The organism is Pseudomonas tremae (assembly GCF_023278125.1).
GTDB classification, from domain to species: Bacteria; Pseudomonadota; Gammaproteobacteria; order Pseudomonadales; family Pseudomonadaceae; genus Aquipseudomonas; species Aquipseudomonas tremae.
In genome coordinates, this window is sequence record NZ_CP066270.1 from 348,801 (window position 1) to 369,806 (window position 21,006).

Sequence of the window (21,006 nt, forward strand, 5' to 3'; positions counted from 1 at the left end):
GTGAGAGATTCAACTAAGAAATTACCTACACCAAAAAGGGCCCTACTGGGCCCTTTTTCAGATGAAGCTGGTTTTACTTCTTCAGCCATCCCTCGACGGCGTCTGCACCGTATTCTGCTTTCCAGGCCTTCAATGCCTTGTGATTCCCACCTTTGGTTTCGATCACTTCACCTGTGTTCGGGTTCTTGTACACCTTAAGGTCACGGGGTTTGCGTGTGCCTGCAGGTTTTTCTGTGCTCGTGCTTCGGGCCGTGGCCTTCGGGTCCAGCAGGTTGACGATGTGCTTTAGGCTGAAGCCGTACTGTTCAAGCAGCTTGCGCAGCTTCGTTTCGAACTCGATTTCTTTCTTGAGCCTCTCATCGCCTTTCATGGTTTCCAGCGCCTGGAGCTGCTCGGCGAGGTGTTTTTCCAACTGGCGGTACTCTGCAAGTTTGGACATTATTTTTCCCTGTTTTTGATTGCGTGTGGTTATTCAGATCGAATGCGTCGTTCTCAAGTTCAGCCTATTTCCGGCGTGTCAGTTGGCTTTCAATGTGGTCCAGTTCCGCTCTGATGGCCTTGATGGTCAGCGCCTGGATCTGAATGGTTCTGGCCGGGGCCGCGTTGATGGTTTTCAGCAGGGTCTCCAAATGAGCTTTCCGGGCTTTGATCGTGTCAGACCAACTCGCGGCGTTCTGAGGTCGCTTGGTCATGGTCATTACTCTGTCGTTAGGCCAGGTGGCTCGTCTGTTCAGCCTGCAGACGTGTAGAGGTCTCGTTGAGTTGAAGCAGGTCCTGTGCGCCGTAGTTGCGCGCTCGGTCGGATAATTCATGCCACGTCCAGTTCCCGACGGTCTCGCCTTCCTGCGGAACCGCCAGTTTCAACAGGCTCACCTGATCACGTCCGAGCAGGTTGTAATTCGCCCAGAGCCTTCCACCGACTTCAAACAATGCCTTAGCGGCCTCGTTCCATTTCTCTTCAAGCACCGTCTGAGAGAGCCACAGGGCGTCGCGTTCGATGCCCTTGTGCTTTTCCTGAGCTTCGACGATGTATTGATCTACGGTCGCCAGCTCCTGCTTGAGGGCAGATATGATCAGGCCATGCCGACGATCATGTTCGGCGGCGGCAGTCAGGTTTTTTGCTGCTTTTTGCGCATCGGCACTGGCGATCTTTTCGCCTTCGGTGTCGCCCCATGCGACGGCCTGTGCATACGCAGTAGCCGCGTCCGTTTCGGCCTGCCGGGCTTTGGCCATGTCCTCTACCGCCTGTTGTTGGATCTGTTCAAGGCGGCTGCTGAGGCTCTGGCGCTTCGCATTCAGCTCCTGCTCGTCCGCCTTCCAGTTATTCATTGCCTCGACGTAACCCGCCATCAGGGAATCGCTATTGGCGAGGGTTTCGCGGCGATTGATCTTCTGATCCAACAAGTGAGCTTCGTATTTGCGTGAATCGAAAGGCCTTTTCAGCTCGTTGTACTTATGGCGCAATTCAAGCGCTTGATCCGCGTCGATGCCCTGATCATTCTCCAGCGCGGCTTCGAGGGGCAGCAGTTGGGTATGCAGTTGATTGGCCTCGTTCAGCAGTTGATCGCGGCGGTCTTTAAGTTCTTGAATCTCGTTCATGTGTCTGGTCTCTGTTCAATTCGATTGGGAGTTGGTTGAGTGGCTGGCGAGGCCGGGAATCAGCCGGCGCTACCTCGATCAGCAGGCATGCCCTTAGGCGGCCCGAGCCTCGCTTTCAGCCAATCCGGGAATCGTCTTCACGACGTAACAGCGTTGCGTGCCCAAGCCGGGTAGTCGGACCAGAGTCGATGCTTTGCCATCGTTCCCAGGCTCAATGACGCCTCGCTGCAGCAGCTCCTTGTTCACTGCGTTGATGTTCATGCCCCGGAATATCTCCGAGCGCCATGACTCGGGCAGGACGTAGTAGGTGTTGGTCGTGTGCAGGGCGTCGCCCAGGCCGTGTTCCATCGTCTTGCGAAAGCCAAGCCTGTCGATGGTGCGCGGACCGTGTTCGTCGACCTTCGCCGCCGCTGATTCCCACCGGGTAAAACGGCTTTCGCCGAAGCGCTCGATGACCTGGCGCAGTCGCGCCAAGATCGCATCACCTTCGAAGTTACCGGCACCCCCGCGCTCGTTCATCCAAGCGTTGAGGCACACCCGCGCAGCGGTTGTCGCGGTGCCGTCGGGCCAGCCGGTTATCCCCATTGCCGTGGCCAATTCTCCCGCTGCAGCGGCGAGGCCAAAGCGAGCGGCGGCGCGGTGAGCTTGTCCGCTCGCCGACGCAGGCAACGATTGGGCGATAAAGCCTTCCAGCGTGCGGCGCAGAATGGCGGACCAGGCGTGACGCTTATCGGGTTCGCACAAGGCTGTGAGAAACGCGGTAAGCGGTGTGCCGTAGTATTTGGCGACCCGCGCTTTGAGTGCGTCCGACAGCGCCGCTGCATCATCAAAGCCGTTCAATGCGTCGAACATGCCCAAGCCTTTGCTGGCATCGGCGGGGACTGCGAGCATGCGTACTTCCATGCCCGCTTTCAGTTCCTTGTTCGCTTCGGCCATGTGCTGGGCCAACGTCTTCTCGCCGGTGGAGAGGAACAGCAAACGCCACTCCTGCACCTGTCGGCCTGCCTGGCCTCGATCATTGGCCCGTGCCTTGCCGGTGCCGTTGCCCAGCATGTACACCGTCTCGCCGATGATGCGCGGATCGCACATGCCAATCTCGTCCAGCACCAGCAGGCCGTCGGAATGCGCGGCGGCGATGGACTCCAGTGCGTTGTCGGTTGAGCGCCAAGAACGCACCAGGCGCGGTCCGCCGTATATCGATGCGGCGACCTGCAGGTGTGTTGTCTTGCCGCCTGAGCTATCGCCATACAGGTGAAAGCCGCCCGACTCATGACCCAGCATGTGCAGTAACGGACCCGCGAAGGCCACGCCGACCACGAACGCCAGGCGATGGTTGCCAACGCATAACGCGCCGATCTGCTCCTGCCATTGCTCAAGCGTGCCCGCTTCGCTGATTGGCGGCAGTTGAGATCCTGCCTCGTAGAAGTGCAGGTGTTCGCTGTGCATGCCCACCTGTTGTTCCGGTAGGAGAAAGGCGTTGTCGTGCCAGCCCAGGCGAGTGACCAGTCGTGCCCGCTGTGCGCTGTCGAATCCGCCGAGGTAGCTCTGCAGGTCGTTGCGCGCATTGCGCCCTGATCTGCTGCCAGCCAGGCGCAGGCCCATGTCTACCAGCGGGCCGAGTACGTCCTTGCCGAAATCGCCGGTCATGGTGCGCGCCGGAATGTTCCAGCGCTTCTTGGCCCCGTCGGGGTCGTCGAACTCCACGAGCAGGCCCCAGTTGTGGCCTTTGTCATCGCGGGTCCGGGCGAGGATCTCCAGAGGCGAACACACCGGGCGCGCTTCGCCGTCGTCGCCTGCGTAAAAAACACCCTCGGGTGTCAGGCGAAAGCCGCCAGGCATTAGGTCGTTTTTCGGTTTTGCAGGGCGCTTGGCCGTTGGCTTCGTCTTCGCGTTTGGAGTGGGTTCGGGCTCCTCCGGTGCGGACGGTTCTTCTACCGAACCGAATAGCTCGCCACTGCGCTCCAGCTCGGCGAAATGGTCAGCTGTCCAGCCTTTGGCAGGAGCGTCGGCGGCATCATCACCGTTGTCCCATTGGCCACCTTTGGCGAAAGCAGCGCAGTCGTTTTTCATCGTGGGTTTACGCTTGAACACTTCCAGCGCGATGAACCTCACCGAGCCTGCGCCGATCTCGCGCAGCTTGTGGGCGACCGCGTCCATGCAGGCAGCGCCGCTGTCGTCGTTATCTGCCCACAACAGCACGTCGCGGCCTTTGAGCGGTGTCAGGTCTGCTTTATGCCAAGAGTTCGAACCGTTCGGCCAGCAGGTGGCCACGTGGCTCGGCATCAAATCAGCCGCTGCGTCAGCGGCCTTTTCGCCCTCGCACAAGACCACCGGCGCATCGGCACGGAGCGCCAATTCATCCAGGCGCAAAAGCGGCCGGGGCTCGGGCAGTCCTTGCCAACGCCATTGGGTCGTTTCGCCGTCGCTGCGTTTGCACCAGGTCAGCGGCGCAAAGACCTTTTTCGGTTTGCCGTCCTCATCGGGGCCGAGGTCGAACCGGTACAACGCCATGAGCGGATGGCCTTTGTCATCGCGATAAATCCAGACCTTGGATGGTGCGCCATGCTGCCGGTGTTTAACCGGGCATCTGTTCATCGCCTCGGCCGGGATCGGCTGGATAGCAATCCACTCGGGCGCTTTGCTTTTGGCCGGTGCGGGTTTGGCGGGCGCTGAGTCCGCAGTTACGCCGAGCAGATCCGCCAGTTTGTTGCAGGCCTCGACGTCAGTGCCGCCGTCGATGTAGCGGACCAGGTCGATCAAATCGCCGCCCTTGTCGCCGGTCGCGAAGTCAGACCAGGTGCCTTTGCTGATACTGATTTTCAGAGAGCCCGCACGCTTGTCCGTTCGGGTGGGGTTGGGTGCGGTGTACTCTTTGCCGCCGTCCACTCGCTTCCCGTTCGGGAGCCAGTGAGCGAGGACCTTGTCGATGTTGCGTAGCGCAGCAGTTTTGACCTGTGCGAACGAAGGGCGCTTTTTCGTGCCGGAGGTGCTCATGGGCGATCCTCCGTTGGAAACTGCAGGCTGGTGGTCACGTCATCAATGATGGCCTTGACCATATCGCCGAGGTAGTGGGCAGCCCACGCTGCGCTGCTGTCGTCGTTTATGCCCGCTTGAAGCGTCAGTTTGTTGATGCAGTCAGTCAGCACGGAGGCGTGTTCTAACGCCTCTTCGCAGGAAACGCCTGCATTGACGCTGAACAGCGGTTGGTTTCGGGCGTTGTATTTGGCAAAGGCAGTGTGCCCGGTGGTGTTGCCTTGGAATGACGCGCTCACAGGCCACCCCCTTGCGCAGGACCGCGGACCAGTTCGTCTGCGTGAAGCGCCAAGGTTCGTATCAGACCTAACGTGCCGCGTACGTCCCAGAGGGCGGCGGCGATGATGTGATTGGCTAAGCTGGGACCTTCATTTTCGAACTGGTCTTCAAGCAGTAGCAGCACCGAGCTGGCGCGGTCGACGGCGCAGGTTATGGCGTCGATGGGTACACCGGCGTCCGCTGTCGGATTAACGCAAAGCAGATCCTCGGGCAGGGAGGAGATCAGGGCGGTGTTCATTGGGCACCCCCTACGGTTTCCAGGGCGCGTGCTTTGGTCATGTGAGCGTTGTAGCGGGCAAGGCGTGTAGCGAGGCTGGAGTTGGCGTGTAAAGCGGCGAGAGCCATTGCGCGATGGGCAGCGGCGCGATTTTTGGATGGAATGAGGGCGTGCATATGTGGAACTCCAAGTTTGATTTGGAGCTGCCACCAAAACGTCGCCAAACGAATGAGGGTGGCAGCTGTACGCAGGTTGGCGAACCGGGAACTTGGAACCCGGCATACCCGAAGGTATCCCACGCACAGCCGCCATAAAATAATGCAGCGGGCACAAAAAAAGCGCCTGCTGTCTTATGGGGCGCTTGTGCGCCAAGTTTCTCAGGTCGCCAAACCTGATCGCTGAATTTGCAGCGACGGCCAGAGAATAACGCCCGGTTTTGGGATGTGCAACTGTTTGAGCGACTTGCACTCGCGTTCGATGCGAAATACATTTGACGTGCATATAGATTTACCTCGACGCCTCCGGTTGCCCCCGGAGGCGTTTTTGTTGGTGCGTGCGTCGAGTCTGAGACGCTATAGCTTTGGGCTCGGATGCCGGATCAAAGGCGAGCAGATCGGGCAGGGGAGACGTCAAGCCGCATGCGCTTCGGCGTCGAATAGCGGTGCGGGGACCTCGCCTTTTAGCCATGCGAGAATCTTCTGATCCTCTTTGCATCGACGGCGGTGCATGACAGTCAAGCGCTCGCGGCGCTCGGCAATGCTTTGCTCGACGTACGCAGCCAGGTCGTCTTTCAGGCGCATTTCGGTGTGTAGCTTTTTGCTGTCGGCTTGCTCGGTGGCGAGATCAGCAGCCAGATAGCCTTCCCAAAACTTCGATTCATTGGCAAAGCCGCCGGACTGGTCGACTAGCCAGTAAGTCACCCAGTCGTTGAGGCCGACCGTTCGCAATGCCCTACGGCGTCCTTCTTTCATCGCGAAATGGCCTGTGCCATGCACGCATGCAAACTCGCGTCGGATGGCGTGCGCACGAATCCAGTCCGGCACATTCCACGGGTTCGGTTTGAGAGGTAGGGCCATGCCATCCGGATTGAAAAAGATCGCTTCCTGCTCCAGACCATTCCAGCTGACGCCCGCGATGGTGCGACTTTTCCAGTTGAGTTCGCCCGGCTTGTAGAGCTGAAAACCGATGCTGTAGGAGTCGATGAAAGGGCCGTTGGTCTTTGGGAAACGATTGCTCATGCGGCCACCTGATCGCGAGCAGCGATGCGCGCTCGCGTCCATGCCTGAACTTCCCCCAAGACCCATGCTACGGGCGCACCTCGGGCGTTGCTGTTGCTCAGTTTTACTGGGAGCGGAAAGCCGCTGTCTTGTTGCTGCATCAGCTTGTAAATCGTGGGTCGGGCGAGGCCGACTATCGCAATGACTTCGCTGATGCGAATGAGTGTGGTAGCTGGATCACGAGCTGGGTGCGTGGTGTTAATTGCTTGCAGAGGGGATGACATAGCCGTGCCTATATGGTGAGAGACAGGCACAGACTAGGGAGGCGGAAAAAAGCAAACACGGTTTGCTTTTAAGAAAATTTACCGAGGTAAATAGCCACAGGTGACCAGGTATTTTTTGATGGTTGGCTCAGACGCTATACCCTGTTCTACCAATGCTCGTTTTAATGTTCGCTCTGAAATAGCCGGGTTGCCAAAAATGAGACGGTCGGCGGCTTTGCAAATGCGCTTGCGCAGGTCCGCTGCGTTCTGCTGCTTTACCGAGTCCGGGTGGCTGTTGGCCCTACCAGCCGCCGCGCCTCTTTGCGAAGCTTGAGCGGAAAACGCATTGGTCAGCGCCTTATTCAGCGCTTTCCTTAAAAAGTTGGCCACATTGAAATTGCCCTTCGCTACGTCGACCTCTTCAACCTGCTTGAAGATGCTCGCAAGCATGAGCGCCTTGTCGGCCTCGCCCATGAAGGTGCGAAAGGATTCACGAGCGTCAATCTCCGCACCCGGATGTTTTAGCCGCTCCTTACCTACCAGTGCGCAATACCTATCATGATCTGTGGCTTGCATTTGGGCGATGAGATCGACATCGAGCTCGAAGACGTAGAGTTCCGTTTCAAAGAGCCAGTTAGCGAGTACCTGGACAGCTTGAACGCTCTGCACCAGAGCGTAAGTTGCTACGAGTTGCGAGTCAGCATCGTTGCGGTCAACGCCAAGAAATCCTCTCATGACACTCGGCAGCGAACCGGAATCTCTATAGCTGGCCTGATCCTCAATCTCATCGCGAAGTCGGAACATCGTGGCCACTACCGATCCTGCTCGGTCAGGGTAGCTGCCATCCTCAAGCCAGAATGACGTGGCGTAATTGGCCACGTCTAGAGCCTCTTTGAAATGCTCACGAAATTGCGGATACAGCGCTAACTCATGCACGGCCTGTTCGATGTCTTCGAGTTCCTCAAGCAAATTGCTGACATCGCATCCAGCAATTTCAAGGCAACCAACCGGCATATTCTCATTGTCCATCGACCGCCCCTTGGCCCCGGCTCGTGTCACATTTACAGCGGTTCGGCAGTACCACAGGTCGGGCCAGCAGCGGGGTTGCTGGGGCAGTGTTGTTACACGATTCGGCCTCGTAACACGTCGCAATGTGTCGGCTACCTCGTCGTGTAACTTCCAATAATCCTATTATAATCAAATGGTTAAATAGATTCGCTACACCTGTAACACGAGTAACACCGCTTTTGGAGGGGGTATGGAATTGAGATCTCATACGGCCCTTCCAAATTGGCCTTGGACAACGTTGCCAGATGCTAGCTCGTCAAGATGATCGGCATACCACTGCATCATGACTTTACGTTGAGGTAAATAAACCGCCTTGTTGTATACCCCTGCGATTCCTTCCTTCACATGGGAAAGCTGCGCTTCAATATGATTTTCATCAAAACCCTGCTCGTTAAGGATCGTGCTTGCGATATGACGGAAGCCATGACCTGTTTGGCGTCCGCCATAACCAAGTCTCCGTAACGCCATCAGAAAAACGGTATTGCTGCGGGGTATAGTCCTATCTTTCCTGCCTGGAAACAGCAGTGGGTATGCTCCTGTAAGCGAGCGCAATTCAGTGATTGCTTCGACAGCTTGGCGGGATAGGGGAACCACGTGTTCACGCCGACGCTTCATGCGTTCGGCCGGGATCGTCCAGAGCTTTTTATTGAGATCAATCTCTGACCAGCGTGCTTCTCGAATTTCACTCGGGCGTGCGGCCAGCAGCGCAAGCAAGCGGAGCCCCAAACGAACATCCTTTGCATGAGGGTAAGAATTGATCGCACGGAGCAGTGCGGGTAGCTCTTCTACTGACACGTGCGCGTAGTTTTCAGCGCTACGGGTCTGAAGGAATTTGTTTAGACCTTCGAGAGGATTGTGGATGGCTCGCCCAGTTACGCGAGCCAAGTCATAGATCTCTTTGCAAGTGGCTCGGACTCTGCCCATTTGGTCAATGATCCCTTTCTGCTCCATGCTGCGCAGGAACTCCATCCATTCAAGAGGCAGTATCTCGGTATAAACCCGCTTCCCAAATATTGGAAACGCATGCAGCTCCAAAGCACCAATGATTCTCCGGGCGGTGCCTGCTTCCCAGCTCGACCGTCGGGAATCGAACCATTCCCGTGCTAGCGCTTCGAAAGTGTTATTGGCTGCCTCCAGGTCAGCAGCTCTCCTCGCCTGTTTGCTGACTAGCGGATTTTTTCCATTGGATGAGTCTTCGCGCAGTTGTGCAGCCTTCTGTCTAGCTAGAGAGCCGCTGACTTCCGGATAGCCGCCTAGCCCTAGCCAAGACCATTTTCCGTCTGGTTTCTTGTAACGCAATTCCCAAGACTTCTGGCCATTTGCTTTGACTCGAAAGTACAAGCCGTTGCCATCTTGCTCCCGATAGGTTGCATCCTCTGGTTCCAGCCCGGAGAGGGTTGTGTCAGCTAGCGGGCGGCGTTTGATGTCAGTACGTTTCACGGCTTGTATGCCTCCTGTTCAAGGAATTGTAAAGCATACACGTGGGCATACACGGCGTGAAGGTATAGGGGGGGATCGCTATGGATAGCCAGAGACAACAAAGCCCGCACAGGGCGGGCTTCTTAGGGGGATTCGTAGACTGTATGAGACAGGTCTAGATTGCTATATGGTGCACCAGGCGGGATTCGAACCCACGACCCCTGCCTTCGGAGGGCAGTACTCTATCCAGCTGAGCTACTGGTGCAGCGCGGGCGCCATGATACTCACATGGGTACGGGGCGTCCAGTTGCAGGCGGCTTGCAACGCAAATCATCCTGCGCGCCCGCAGACGGGCAGCCATGAGCATGCTTCGCTCCATATCTACTGACGCTCACACCGGTATAAACGGCTGCTTCCGGCACTGCCGTCGGGTGGTGCATGATGCAGCCAATACCGTCCAGCCAGATCGTTCTAACCGGGGGCACCTTATCAATCAGTTCAAAAGCATTGAGCGCAGCCCGTGCCGCGTTCTTATTACTGGGGCCAGTATCGCGGGTTGTGCTGCGGCCTGGTGGCTGACGCAGCGCGATTGCGATGTGACTGTTGTCGAGCAGGCGCCTGCCTTTCGCGATGGCGGGCAGAATGTGGATGTGCGGGGCGCGGCTCGGGAGGTCTTGCGCCTGATGGGGCTTGAGCAGGCGGTGAAGGATCTCAATACCGGCGAGACGGGGCTTGCGTGGGTCGATGAGGATAACCGCACGGCGGCGCGCATTGATCTGGCTGGTCTGGACGGAGACGGCCCGACGGCCGAGCTTGAGGTGTTGCGCGGTGATCTTGCGCGTCTGCTTTATGAGGTTTCGTCGGCTGACGCGTTTTATCGCTTTGGCGACCGCATTATTTCGGTCGAGCATGATGAGGAGGGTGTGTCGGTCACGTTCGAGAGTGGTGGCGTAGAGCGTTTTGATCTGTTGATCATTGCCGAGGGTGTCGGCTCGCGCACGCGGGAATTGGTGTTCCCCGGCGAGAATCAGCCGCGCCGGATGGACCTGGCCAGCGCGTTCTTTACCGTGCCTCGTGCGCCGACCGATAGCCAGACCGCGCGCTGGTATAACGCGGTGGGCGGTCGCAGTGCGGGCGTTCGTCCGGACAATCGCGGTACGACGCGTGCGTTCTTTAATGTGCAGGGCCGAAGCCACCTGACTGTCGGCAACAGCGTTGCCGAGCAGAAGGCGTTTCTTCAGGCGTCGTTTGCAGGCGCGGGCTGGGAGGTGCCTCGTCTGCTTGAGGGTATGGAGGCTGCGGACGACTTCTGGTTCGATGATTTGCGCCAGGTGAAGATTGATCGCTGGTCGAACGGCACGGTGGTGTTGCTGGGCGATGCGGCGTGGTGTGTCACGCCCTTGGGCGGGGTCGGCGCTTCGCTTGCCCTGATAGGCGCGTATGTACTGGCCGGCGAGCTCACCAAAACCGACTCTATTAAAGAGGCGCTCGCCGCTTACGAGTACGTTTTACGGCCTATGGTGAAAAAGTCGCAGAGCGTGCCGAAGCTTGTTCCGCGTTTGGTTCATCCTCGCAGTCGTACCGGTGTTACGATCCTTCGTGCCTTGCAGCGTATCGTTGCAACTCCCTTTATCAGCAAGCGTGCTGCCAGGGCGCTGACGCCGGCAGTCCAGTCGTTCACGCTGCCAGACTATCGATAGCGCTACAGGCGTGCGTTAAACCTGCGCCACTTGGAGAATAAAAATGGAATCGATACATCAGTGGCTGAGCTTCGCGATGATTGCCATGTTGGTTACGCTGACGCCCGGCCCGGCGGTGGTCATGGCGTTGTCGAACTCGATGAGCCACGGCCCGGCTCGGGCGATGATCGGTTCGCTCGGTAACGTGCTCGGGTTGATCATTGTTGCAACGGCGGTAACTGCAGGGCTGGGCGCGGTGCTGGTGGCGTCCGCCACGGCGTTTCTGGTCCTGAAGGTTGCAGGCGCGGGGTATCTGGTTTATCTGGGGATCAAGCAGTGGCGCAGCGCGCGAAGTGCATTCGATGAGCTGGCGACCGTGCCTAATGCGGTTTCTGCAGGCAGCCTGTTTGCAAAAGGCATCTCGGTGGCGCTGACCAACCCCAAGGCGATCCTGTTTTTCATCGCGTTTCTGCCGCAGTTCATCCAGACGGGCAATATGCAGATGGAACAGACCGGGGTGTTGATCCTGACTTTCGCCGGGTGCTCAATGGTCGCCCATGCCTTTTATGCGCTGTTGGCACTCAGACTCAAACGTCACCTCAACTCCGCGCGTCGGCGCAAATACGTCAATCGGGTGTTCGGCGCTTCGTTTATCGGTTTGGGGTTGAGCCTGTTCACATTGAAGGGCAAGGCGGCCTGAGCAACATCGGGCTGCAAGGTACCCGTGCTCCCAGGCTCGACGCTGATCAGAAAATCACACAACTCTTTAGAGCCGTTCTTTTTTTCGAACGGCCTATTGTCCTTTGCCCCCGCAATGCCTAGGATTCGTTTGAGATTTCAAACGCTCTTGTTCGGTCTTCCTGCTTTTATGCGCTGTGCATCGCTGGAACCCGATGGAATGTTTTCCTGGCGATGGCTTCCAAATGAGGTGCATCGATATTCAATTGTTCGCGCCGCCTGTGGGCGGTGCTGTTTAGGAGGCCGACATGCAGCTCAAAGATTCCACCCTGTTCCGCCAGCAAGCCTACATCAACGGCCAGTGGCTGGACGCGGACGGTGGTCAGTCGATCAAGGTCAACAACCCGGCCAACAATGAAATCCTCGGCACTGTTCCGAAAATGGGCGCTGCCGAGACGCGTCGGGCGATTGAGGCGGCCGACAAGGCGCTGCCGGCCTGGCGTGCGCTGACCGCCAAGGAGCGTGGCAATAAGCTGCGCCGCTGGTTCGAGCTGATGATCGAAAACCAGGACGACCTGGGTCTGTTGATGACGCTGGAGCAGGGCAAGCCGCTGGCTGAAGCCAAGGGCGAGATCACCTACGCTGCGTCATTCATCGAGTGGTTCGCCGAAGAAGCCAAGCGCGTCTATGGCGATGTGATCCCTGGTCACCAACCGGACAAGCGTCTGATTGTGCTCAAGCAGCCGATCGGTGTGACGGCGGCGATTACGCCTTGGAACTTCCCGGCGGCAATGATCACCCGCAAGGCCGGTCCTGCGCTGGCTGCGGGTTGCACCATGGTGCTCAAGCCTGCGTCGCAAACGCCGTTTTCTGCACTGGCGCTGGCTGAACTGGCCGAGCGTGCGGGCATCCCGGCGGGCGTGTTCAGTGTGGTAACGGGCAGCGCGGGCGATATCGGCAGCGAGCTGACCGGTAACCCGATCGTGCGCAAGTTGTCCTTCACGGGCTCGACCGACATTGGTCGTCAGTTGATGGCTGAATGCGCCAAGGACATCAAAAAGGTGTCGCTGGAGTTGGGCGGCAACGCGCCTTTCATCGTGTTCGACGATGCCGACCTCGACAAGGCAGTCGAAGGCGCGATGATTTCCAAGTACCGCAACAACGGCCAGACCTGCGTCTGTGCCAACCGAATCTATGTGCAGGACGCTGTGTATGACGCGTTCGCCGAGAAGCTCAAGGCCGCGGTCGGCAAGCTGAAGATCGGTAACGGTCTTGAAGAAGGCATCACCACCGGCCCGCTGATCGATGACAAGGCTGTGGCCAAGGTCAAGGAACACATCGCCGACGCGGTCGCCAAAGGCGCGACGGTGCTGACCGGCGGCAACAGCCTGGAAGGCTCGTTCTTCGAGCCGACCATTCTGGTCAACGTGTCGAAAGATGCCGCCGTTGCCAGGGAAGAAACCTTCGGTCCGCTGGCTCCGCTGTTCCGCTTCAAGGACGAGGCCGAAGTGATCGAGATGGCCAACGACACCGAGTTCGGTCTGGCGTCGTACTTCTATGCGCAGAACATGAGCCGCGTGTTCCGGGTCGCCGAGGCGCTGGAATATGGCATGGTGGGTATCAATACCGGCCTGATCTCCAACGAACTGGCACCGTTCGGCGGGATCAAGTCTTCGGGTCTGGGCCGTGAAGGCTCCAAGTACGGCATTGAAGACTACCTGGAAATCAAATACCTCTGCCTGTCGGTTTGACTGACTGACTCGGTCAGAATGACGCTTAGGCAGTGCAGCCGATGGCGCGCGAGAGCGACGTGTCATCGGCTTTTTGCAGCATCGCAGTTTCTTGGTGGCCTGAAGGCTGCAGCAGTCGATCATCGTATGCTGTTGCAGTTGATCCAGCCCGCTTGATCCTTGAACCACGCCGACCGATGAGCGGCGAATGAGGAATACATGAGCAAGACTAACGACTCCCTGATGCAACGCCGCCATGCCGCCGTACCACGCGGCGTTGGGCAGATACACCCGATCTTCGCTGCTTCGGCGAAGAACGCCACCGTAACTGACGTAGAAGGTCGTGAATTCATCGACTTCGCCGGCGGTATTGCGGTGTTGAACACCGGTCACCTGCACCCGAAGATCATCGCCGCCGTGCAAGAGCAGCTGACCAAGCTGAGCCATACCTGCTTCCAAGTGCTGGCGTACGAGCCATACGTCGAGTTGTGCGAAAAGATCAACGCCAAAGTGCCAGGTGATTTCGACAAGAAAACCCTGCTGGTGACCACGGGTTCCGAAGCGGTGGAAAACGCCGTCAAGATCGCCCGTGCTGCCACTGGCCGTGCCGGTGTGATCGCGTTCACCGGTGCTTATCATGGCCGTACCATGATGACCCTCGGTCTGACTGGCAAGGTTGTACCCTACTCGGCGGGCATGGGCCTGATGCCGGGCGGAATCTTCCGCGCACTGTACCCGTGCGAGTTGCATGGCGTGAGTGTCGACGATTCCATCGCCAGCATCGAGCGTATTTTCAAGAACGACGCCGAGCCGAAGGACATTGCGGCGATCATCATCGAACCCGTACAGGGCGAGGGTGGTTTCTACGTAGCGCCTAAAGCATTCATGCTGCGTCTGCGCGAGCTGTGCGACAAGCACGGTATTCTGCTGATTGCCGATGAAGTACAGACCGGCGCTGGCCGTACCGGCACGTTCTTCGCCATGGAGCAGATGGGTGTTTCTGCCGACCTGACTACTTTCGCCAAGTCCATCGCAGGCGGCTTCCCGCTGGCGGGCGTGTGCGGCAAGGCTGAATACATGGACGCCATCGCCCCTGGCGGTCTGGGCGGCACTTATGCCGGTAGCCCGGTGGCGTGCGCGGCAGCACTGGCGGTTCTGGATATCTTTGAAGAAGAGCATCTGCTGGAGCGCTGCAAGGCAGTAGGCGAGCGTCTGGTGACGTCGCTCAAGGAGATGCAGGCCAAGTACCCGGTGATCGGCGAAGTGCGAGCGTTGGGCGCGATGATCGCAGTCGAGCTGTTCGAAGACGGCGATTCGCACAAGCCTAACGCTGCTGCAGTGGCTCAGGTGGTCGCCAAGGCGCGCGACAAGGGCCTGATTCTGCTGTCATGCGGCACCTACGGTAACGTGTTGCGTGTGCTTGTACCGCTGACCGCCGAAGATGAATTGCTGAACCGTGGCCTGGCCATTCTCGACGAGTGCTTTGCTGAAATCGCGTAAAAAGTGTGAGGTCACGAATTGATTGATTTTTGACCAAACAGACAAAAAAAGCCCGTTCCGACGGGTTTTTTTTGGTCTGGAGCATGGTTTTTCGCTCTTTTGGCTATATCCGGGCGATTGCATTGGCTAAGGTGAGCGCATCGACATCGGAGAGTCATGATGACTGCTGTAGTTTTGCCCGCCGTACCTCGCGTACTGATTGCCGAGTCTGATCCGTGGGTGCGCGAGACGCTCAGCGACCTGGTGCTGGGTGTGCGTGGGGATGTCGAGCTAGAGATGTGTACCGATGGCAGACAAGCCGTCGAATGGATGAAAAAGCAACTGCCGGATCTGGTGATTGCCGCGCGCGAGTTGCCGGGCGTGGACGGTCTGAGCCTGTTGCGTGGCGTGCGCAATTTGCGTCGCCAGCCTGCCATTCCGTTCATCCTCATCAGCAACCGCAACGACAGCGCCAGCGTGCGTGAAGTGTTGCCGCTTGCGCCGACCGCTTATCTGACCAAACCACTGAACACCGAGGGGCTGCGTCAGCGTCTTGAAAGCCTGCTGCTGGAGCAACGCGCCGCTGCTCCGGGCGAGGTGCCAGCCCTGACGCCCGGGCTGACGCTGACCAAGTTTCTCGACAAGCGCCGAGACGTAGCCGACGGCGCGCCGCTGTACGTTGACGTAGCGACGGCAGTGAAGCTCAGTCAGACGCCGGGCGGCATCGACGTGGTGCTGCTCGAGCAGGAATTGCGCAACGATCCTCATATAACCGCGGTACTGATTGCTGCCGCCAACAGTGCTGCCCAGCACCTGGGCAAACCTGTCCAGACCATGGCAGGGGCGCTGGCTATTCTGGGGCCGGTGCAGGGCGCTAATATCGCGTCCGGGCTGGCGAAGAAACGCATGGCGGTGCTGACCGACGACGCGTTGCTGGCGCAGGCCCATGAGTTCTGGACGATGTCGCAACGCACCGCCGACTACGCACGCATTCTGGGCAGCATGCTGGAGCTGGATGCAGAGCGCTGCTTCTGCGCCGGTCTGCTGCAATCGTTGGGCGACCTGGCTGTATTGGGCTGCTTGCAGGAATGGCTGCTGGCGGGTGGCGAGCTGAATGAGCAGGTTATCCGGCAGTCACTGGAGCAATACTCGGCAGCCTTCGGTTCCGCGCTGCGCACCCGCTGGCGCTTGCCGCTGGAGCTGCGTGAGCTGATCGCTGCGGTGTATCAGTACAACACTGGCATCTTCACCCGCGAAGTGCTGGCAATGAACCTGGCGGGGCAGATGGCGCGTCTGGGTGAGGAGGAGAGTGTCACGACACTGGTCAAGACCAAGTCGGCGAAGTTATTGAAGCTGAGCGTCGGTGATCTGCAGCGCTTGCGCAAGAAACTGACCGGCGTGACTGACCCGAGCTTGCTGATACCGCTCCCGGTCGAGCCTGAAGTGGCTGTCGATGAGGTTAAAGAAGATGAGCCCGATTTGCTGGACCTGACGCCAGAGGCGCCTGCCAAGGAGCCTGCTGCTATCGAAGATTCTGCAGCCGCTGTTCCGGATTTACCGAAGAAATAAGAGCGTGACCAGCGTCAGGAGCGGACGCAGAGCGTCCAGAACGGCATGCTCACGCGGGGCATGGGCACGATAGTGATCTACCGACGATTATCGTTCCGCACGCTCCAGCGTGGGAATGCCTTGGGTGACGCTCTGCGTCACAAATCTGCGCCGCGCCGTTTGGCTGCCAGTTCTTGGCAGTTCGTGGACAAGTCCACTCCCACATACAGGCGGTTCCACATACTGGAGGTCACACATTCCGGGAGATCGTGGAAAAGCGGCGCGTCGCCCGGTCCACTCTTGCAATCCCCGGCTGATTCAAGCCGGTACGATCTGATTCTTGCCTTGGCGCTTGGCTTGATACATCGCCGCATCGGCGCGGCCGTAAAGGGCTTCGAGGCTTTGGTCTTCGGGGCCGAGGTTGGTCAGGCCCTGGCTGGCGGTGATGCTGAACGTCACGCCGCCTGACTGGAAATTCTGGCGCTGAATCTCGCGTTGCAGGCGCTCGGCAATCTGCATGGCCATATCCGGCGCGCAGCCGGGGAATACTGCGGCGAATTCTTCGCCGCCAATACGCCCGAACAAATCGCCACGCCTCAAGGCCGAGCGGCCGCTTTCCGCGATGCGTTGCAGGACGGTGTCGCCTTCTTGGTGGCCGTAAGTGTCGTTCACCAGCTTGAAGTCATCGATGTCCAGCAGCAGGAAGGCCAGCGGCGTACCGTTGAGGCGCGCCAGCTCGAATTCTCGCTGGGCGCATTCGAAGAAGTGCCGGCGGTTGCTGCTTTGGGTCAGTACGTCGGTGGTGGCCAGGCGCTGCAGTTCATCCTCGAGGTGTTTCTTCTCGGTGATATCTTCGGCAATGCCCACCACGATCAGGCGCTGGCTGGCATCGGCCCTGTGGCTGACGAAGCATTTATCGCTGAGCCAGCGTACCTCGCCATCTGCGCGAATGATCCGGTACTCGCGATCCTCGATCGAACCCTTCTCGATAACCTCGTTCAGGCTGCGCTCGGCGTAGTTCAGGTCGTCCGGGTAGATGCTGTCGCGCCACTCGCTGTAATCAGCCAATAGCAGGCCCGCCGAGCGTCCGAAGATGCGCTCGTAGGCAGGGCTGACATAAATCATGTGCTGGGTTTCCCAGTCGAACGCCCATAACACTGCGTTCACACTCACAAGCAATGAGCTGAACAGTTGTTCACGCTCGCTCAGACGTGCGACTTCTGCCTGTGCGTGCATCAGGGCTAACAGGGTTTCTGTGGCTGCGGGCATATCAGTGATCGGCGTGCCGGGTAGGGCTGTGGGAGACTGCTTTTCCATAAGAACCATCTCAAGCGTTTACGGCCAGTGCCGCGCCCTTTCCCGATTAGCGGGGAAGTTGGTGAGATAGGTCGGGAGGGGGATAAGTTCCGGGACCGGCGCGCCTGCGGGAGGCGCGCCGATCAACGGTATCAAGCGTGGGCGGGGCGCAGCGAGTAGGTTTTCAGCTGATCGGCGAAGTCGCGCAGGGACTGGATGCCACTGGCCTCGGCCTCGTGAATCCACTCTTTCATGGCAGACAGCATGTCATGACCGTTGCTGCTGGTCTTGACCCAGATCTGTTGCAGCGCCAGGCGCTTCTCGTAAATAACTTTCAATGCATGGCTGTGTTCCAGCATGGTCTGGATACGCAGATGGTGCTTGTCATCGAGCAGGCTGGTCTCCCGCGACAGCAGCCGTTTGGCGCGACGGAACTGGTGACGCACCGATTCGTCGGCCTTGCTCAGTTCCTGGGCAACCAGAGGCGCGATGACCAGCTTGCGATACTGGGCCATGATCTGGAAGCGATTGTTGAGAATCGCCATGGCGGTGTCCATGTCCATGCTGCCCTTGCCTTCGACCCGATGGGCGATGGGCGCGACCCGCTGGACCTTGGCCAGACGCAGAAAACTGAACACCTTGATCCACGCCCAGCCCATGTCGAACTCCCATGGCTTGACCGAAAGCTTGGCCGAGTTGGGGTAGGTATGGTGATTGTTGTGCAGCTCTTCGCCACCGATCACGATGCCCCACGGCACCAGATTGGTGGCCGCGTCCCGGCATTCGAAGTTGCGATAACCGACCGCATGGCCCAGGCCGTTGACTACGCCGGCGGCCCAGAACGGAATCCACATCATCTGTACGGCCCAGACGGTGATGCCGAGCGCGCCGAACAGCGCCACGTCGATCACGGCCATCAGGGCGATGCCCAGCAGCTTGTAGCGCGAGTAGAGGTTGCGCTCGATCCAGTCTTCCGGGCAGTTCTTGCCGTAGATACGCAGTGTGTCCTGATTCTGCGCTTCTTCGCGATACAGCTCGGCGCCTTTGAGAAGGACGGTGGACAGACCTTTGACGACCGGGCTGTGCGGGTCATCGACGGTTTCACATTTTGCGTGGTGCTTGCGGTGGATGGCTGTCCACTCGCGGGTGTTCTGGGCAGTGGTCAGCCACAGCCAGAAACGGAAGAAGTGTTTCAGCCCCGCATTGAGTTCAAGCGAGCGGTGGGCCGAGTAGCGGTGCAGATAGACCGTGACGCCAATAATAGTCACGTGAGTCATCACCAGCGTGACTGCTATTACCTGCCAGACGGAAAGGTCGAGCAAACCGTTGTACCACATAGGCTGTTTGGCCCTCGTAAAAAAACCGGTAAAGAAAAAAGTTGCCGGAGCATTATCACTGACATTACACAGAAAACCAGTCACCCTTTCAGATAAGAGTCGCAGGATGTTTCTTGCTTTATAATCCAGACCTTTCGCAAGGCATCCCGCTTTTATGTCCGATTATTCCCGAGACGCGCTGCGAACCGCCGTCCTGTATGGGGTGCTGTCGGTTTTGTGGTTCGCGACAGCCGACTTTCTTCTGCCCCTTTTCATCGTCGAACCGGCTCGACTGGCTATTGGCCAACAGATGATCGGTTACGGCTGGGTACTGCTTAGCGCCGTCATAATCTTCATTGCTCGTGACAGATTGATGAGCATTATCGGTGGCAAGGCGCTTTTCGAGCGTCGACAGCAGGACTACGAGCGGCTGTTGCTGGCGGCTGTGGTGTTCGACAGTACCCGTGAGGGCGTGCTGGTCAGCGATGCGCAAGGCCGTATCGTCCACGTCAATCGTGCGTTCATGGACATCACCGGCTATCAGGCCGATGAGGTGTTGGGCTTCAACCCCAGCAAATTCAAGTCGGGTCGGCACGGGCCTGAGTTCTACCGGCAGATGTATCACTCGCTTGTCAGCGCCGGGCAGTGGAGTGGCGAGATCTGGAACCGGCGCAAAAGCGGTGAAATCTATCCTCAGTGGCAAACCATTCGCAGCGTCAAGGGTGAGGACGGTCAGGTCCGGCATTTCGTGGCGGTGTTCTCCGACATCACTGCCATCAAGCGCTCCGAGCAGGAACTGGCGCAGCTGTCGCACTATGACGCCCTGACCGAACTGCCCAATCGCCTGCTGCTGACAGACCGTATCAGTCAGGGGCTGACCTCGGCGCGGTTCAGCAAGCGCGGCTGTGCGCTGTTGCTGGTGGATCTCGATAACTTCAGGAACATCAACGACAGCCTCGGTCACAACGTGGGCGATGAGGTGCTCAAGGCGGCTGCCGAGCGACTCAAGAGCGTGTCTGACAGCGAGATGACAGTGGCGCGTCTGGGTGGCGACGAATTCGCGCTACTGGTCAAGAATTGTCCCCAAATGGTGCATGCAGCGGCTCTGGCGCAACAGGTGATCGATGCATTCAAGGCGCCGTACGCCATCGCTGGTCATCAGTTGTTCGTTTCTGCCAGCATCGGTATCAGCCTGTTTCCCGGCGATGCGCTGACTGTCGAGCAACTGTTGCGCAACGCCGACTCTGCGCTGTTCAAGGCCAAGGGCGATGGCCGCGATGTGTTTGCTTTCTATACCGAGGAGCTGACCGCTCACGCCCAGCAGCGGGTGCAACTGGCCAGCGAGTTGCGCCAGGCCATCGCGCAGGCAGAACTGCGGGTTTTCTATCAGCCGGTTCACGACCTGGCGACCCGGCGTATATGCGGTGTCGAAGCGCTGGTGCGCTGGCAGCACCCCTCGCGCGGGATGGTCTCGCCCGGTGAATTCATCCCCATTGCCGAGCAAAGCGGGCTGATCGTCGATATCGATGCCTGGGTATTGAATACGGCCTGTCGGCAGATGAAAGCATGGCTGGCGGAGGGCGTGCCCATCGAATTTGTGGCGGTTAACGTGTCCAGCCGCCTGTTCAGCCGTGGTGATCTGGACCTTCAGGTTGCGCAGGTGTTGCGTGACACTGGGCTCGAGAGTGCGTTTCTGGAGTTGGAGGTCACTGAAAGTGCGGTGATGGAGAACCCGGATCAGGCCATCGAGCAATTGCACCGATTGCGCGAGATGGGCTTGAGCCTGGCGATTGACGACTTCGGTACGGGCTACTCTTCACTGCTGCGGCTCAAGCGCATGCCGGTGCAGAAACTCAAGATCGATCAGGGCTTTGTAGCTGGCTTGCCGAATGATCGTGATGATATCGCCATTGTCCGGGCCATCATCACACTGGCTTCCAGCCTTGGCATGCGCGTGCTGGCAGAAGGCATAGAGGAGGCCAGTCAGGCTGCATTTTTGTGGGAGAACGATTGCGAACTGGGGCAGGGCTACTGGTTTGCGCGGCCAATGGTCGCTCAGGCGATCGACTGGGCGCATGCTCCGGTTTTCGACCAGCAAAGCGGGTGAGCACAGCACGCGTGCCGGGGTGCGCAATGCACCTTGGTTTTGCGCCATTCCGCTAAAGTCATTTTGGTTATATCTGCA

At 58.6% G+C, this 21,006-nt stretch carries 18 protein-coding genes and 1 tRNA gene; 6 read left to right on the forward strand and 13 right to left on the reverse strand.

What is annotated here, in order from left to right:
• Positions 1–73: 73 nt before the first annotated feature.
• From I9H09_RS01495 to I9H09_RS01545, 11 genes are all read right to left on the reverse strand, one after another.
• Entirely contained in the window at positions 74–439 is a 366-nt protein-coding gene (locus I9H09_RS01495) for a histone-like nucleoid-structuring protein, MvaT/MvaU family (RefSeq protein WP_236502448.1), read from the reverse strand.
• Positions 440–503: 64 nt separating this feature from the next.
• On the reverse strand, positions 504–698 hold the full coding sequence (locus tag I9H09_RS01500; protein ID WP_236502449.1) for a hypothetical protein: 195 nt from the start codon (positions 696–698) through the stop codon (positions 504–506).
• 10 nt (positions 699–708) lie between these two features.
• Positions 709–1,599 (reverse strand): chromosome segregation protein SMC, encoded by an 891-nt coding sequence (locus tag I9H09_RS01505; protein ID WP_236502450.1) that lies wholly within the window; start codon positions 1,597–1,599, stop codon positions 709–711.
• 93 nt (positions 1,600–1,692) lie between these two features.
• A complete protein-coding gene (locus I9H09_RS01510; RefSeq protein WP_236502451.1) occupies positions 1,693–4,593 on the reverse strand; it encodes a DUF927 domain-containing protein in 2,901 nt (966 codons plus the stop codon).
• On the reverse strand, positions 4,590–4,871 hold the full coding sequence (locus tag I9H09_RS01515; RefSeq protein WP_236502452.1) for a DUF3077 domain-containing protein: 282 nt from the start codon (positions 4,869–4,871) through the stop codon (positions 4,590–4,592). Before I9H09_RS01515 ends, I9H09_RS01510 begins: the two co-directional genes overlap by 4 nt.
• The gene (locus I9H09_RS01520) at positions 4,868–5,149 is read right to left on the reverse strand and encodes a hypothetical protein (protein ID WP_236502453.1); all 282 of its coding nucleotides are present in this window, start codon (positions 5,147–5,149) and stop codon (positions 4,868–4,870) included. The genes I9H09_RS01515 and I9H09_RS01520 overlap by 4 nt, the downstream gene beginning before the upstream one ends.
• A gap of 608 nt (positions 5,150–5,757) precedes the next feature.
• Positions 5,758–6,366, reverse strand: a complete 609-nt coding sequence (locus I9H09_RS01525; protein ID WP_236502454.1) for a hypothetical protein — start codon at positions 6,364–6,366, stop codon at positions 5,758–5,760.
• The gene (locus I9H09_RS01530; protein WP_122325781.1) at positions 6,363–6,629 is read right to left on the reverse strand and encodes a helix-turn-helix transcriptional regulator; all 267 of its coding nucleotides are present in this window, start codon (positions 6,627–6,629) and stop codon (positions 6,363–6,365) included. The genes I9H09_RS01525 and I9H09_RS01530 overlap by 4 nt, the downstream gene beginning before the upstream one ends.
• Before the next feature lie 78 nt (positions 6,630–6,707).
• Positions 6,708–7,637: a hypothetical protein gene (locus I9H09_RS01535; protein WP_236502455.1), complete on the reverse strand. Its 930-nt coding sequence runs from the start codon at positions 7,635–7,637 to the stop codon at positions 6,708–6,710.
• A 243-nt stretch (positions 7,638–7,880) separates the two neighbouring features.
• Positions 7,881–9,116, reverse strand: coding sequence for a tyrosine-type recombinase/integrase (locus tag I9H09_RS01540; RefSeq protein ID WP_236502456.1), 1,236 nt, complete (start codon positions 9,114–9,116; stop codon positions 7,881–7,883).
• Positions 9,117–9,283: 167 nt separating this feature from the next.
• A tRNA-Arg gene (locus tag I9H09_RS01545) sits at positions 9,284–9,360 on the reverse strand.
• Positions 9,361–9,526: 166 nt separating this feature from the next.
• On the opposite strand from I9H09_RS01545, the gene I9H09_RS01550 reads away from it, so the two are divergent.
• The 5 genes from I9H09_RS01550 to I9H09_RS01570 all read left to right on the forward strand — a co-directional run bounded on the left by I9H09_RS01550 (position 9,527) and on the right by I9H09_RS01570 (position 16,230).
• Entirely contained in the window at positions 9,527–10,795 is a 1,269-nt protein-coding gene (locus tag I9H09_RS01550; RefSeq protein ID WP_055004640.1) for an FAD-dependent monooxygenase, read from the forward strand.
• Positions 10,796–10,838: 43 nt separating this feature from the next.
• Positions 10,839–11,474 (forward strand): LysE family translocator, encoded by a 636-nt coding sequence (locus I9H09_RS01555; RefSeq protein WP_024671774.1) that lies wholly within the window; start codon positions 10,839–10,841, stop codon positions 11,472–11,474.
• Positions 11,475–11,760: 286 nt separating this feature from the next.
• Entirely contained in the window at positions 11,761–13,203 is a 1,443-nt protein-coding gene (gabD, locus tag I9H09_RS01560) for an NADP-dependent succinate-semialdehyde dehydrogenase (protein ID WP_005887923.1), read from the forward strand.
• A gap of 198 nt (positions 13,204–13,401) precedes the next feature.
• The gene (gabT, locus tag I9H09_RS01565; RefSeq protein WP_005887924.1) at positions 13,402–14,682 is read left to right on the forward strand and encodes a 4-aminobutyrate--2-oxoglutarate transaminase; all 1,281 of its coding nucleotides are present in this window, start codon (positions 13,402–13,404) and stop codon (positions 14,680–14,682) included.
• Positions 14,683–14,838: 156 nt separating this feature from the next.
• Positions 14,839–16,230: a response regulator gene (locus I9H09_RS01570; RefSeq protein WP_183142374.1), complete on the forward strand. Its 1,392-nt coding sequence runs from the start codon at positions 14,839–14,841 to the stop codon at positions 16,228–16,230.
• Between the two features lie 297 nt (positions 16,231–16,527).
• Here I9H09_RS01570 and I9H09_RS01575 read toward each other — a convergent pair whose 3' ends face one another.
• Positions 16,528–17,526, reverse strand: a complete 999-nt coding sequence (locus I9H09_RS01575) for a GGDEF domain-containing protein (protein ID WP_005887926.1) — start codon at positions 17,524–17,526, stop codon at positions 16,528–16,530.
• Between the two features lie 131 nt (positions 17,527–17,657).
• Entirely contained in the window at positions 17,658–18,842 is a 1,185-nt protein-coding gene (gene desA, locus I9H09_RS01580; protein WP_122346295.1) for a delta-9 fatty acid desaturase DesA, read from the reverse strand.
• A 154-nt stretch (positions 18,843–18,996) separates the two neighbouring features.
• Here desA and dibA point away from each other — a divergent pair, with 154 nt between their 5' ends.
• A complete protein-coding gene (gene dibA, locus I9H09_RS01585; protein ID WP_122346294.1) occupies positions 18,997–20,928 on the forward strand; it encodes a phosphodiesterase DibA in 1,932 nt (643 codons plus the stop codon).
• Positions 20,929–21,006: the final 78 nt, after the last annotated feature.

Bases quoted from the DNA above. Each gene is read 5' to 3' on its own strand.
- I9H09_RS01525 (WP_236502454.1), bottom strand. From the start codon at position 6,366: ATGAGCAATCGTTTCCCAAAGACCAACGGCCCTTTCATCGACTCCTAC.
- gabD (WP_005887923.1), top strand. From the start codon at position 11,761: ATGCAGCTCAAAGATTCCACCCTGTTCCGCCAGCAAGCCTACATCAAC.
- I9H09_RS01520 (WP_236502453.1), bottom strand. From the start codon at position 5,149: ATGAACACCGCCCTGATCTCCTCCCTGCCCGAGGATCTGCTTTGCGTT.
- I9H09_RS01530 (WP_122325781.1), bottom strand. From the start codon at position 6,629: ATGTCATCCCCTCTGCAAGCAATTAACACCACGCACCCAGCTCGTGAT.
- I9H09_RS01505 (WP_236502450.1), bottom strand. From the start codon at position 1,599: ATGAACGAGATTCAAGAACTTAAAGACCGCCGCGATCAACTGCTGAAC.
- I9H09_RS01570 (WP_183142374.1), top strand. From the start codon at position 14,839: ATGATGACTGCTGTAGTTTTGCCCGCCGTACCTCGCGTACTGATTGCC.
- dibA (WP_122346294.1), top strand. From the start codon at position 18,997: ATGTCCGATTATTCCCGAGACGCGCTGCGAACCGCCGTCCTGTATGGG.
- gabT (WP_005887924.1), top strand. From the start codon at position 13,402: ATGAGCAAGACTAACGACTCCCTGATGCAACGCCGCCATGCCGCCGTA.
- I9H09_RS01495 (WP_236502448.1), bottom strand. From the start codon at position 439: ATGTCCAAACTTGCAGAGTACCGCCAGTTGGAAAAACACCTCGCCGAG.
- I9H09_RS01535 (WP_236502455.1), bottom strand. From the start codon at position 7,637: ATGGACAATGAGAATATGCCGGTTGGTTGCCTTGAAATTGCTGGATGC.
- I9H09_RS01510 (WP_236502451.1), bottom strand. From the start codon at position 4,593: ATGAGCACCTCCGGCACGAAAAAGCGCCCTTCGTTCGCACAGGTCAAA.
- desA (WP_122346295.1), bottom strand. From the start codon at position 18,842: ATGTGGTACAACGGTTTGCTCGACCTTTCCGTCTGGCAGGTAATAGCA.
- I9H09_RS01500 (WP_236502449.1), bottom strand. From the start codon at position 698: ATGACCATGACCAAGCGACCTCAGAACGCCGCGAGTTGGTCTGACACG.
- I9H09_RS01555 (WP_024671774.1), top strand. From the start codon at position 10,839: ATGGAATCGATACATCAGTGGCTGAGCTTCGCGATGATTGCCATGTTG.
- I9H09_RS01575 (WP_005887926.1), bottom strand. From the start codon at position 17,526: ATGGAAAAGCAGTCTCCCACAGCCCTACCCGGCACGCCGATCACTGAT.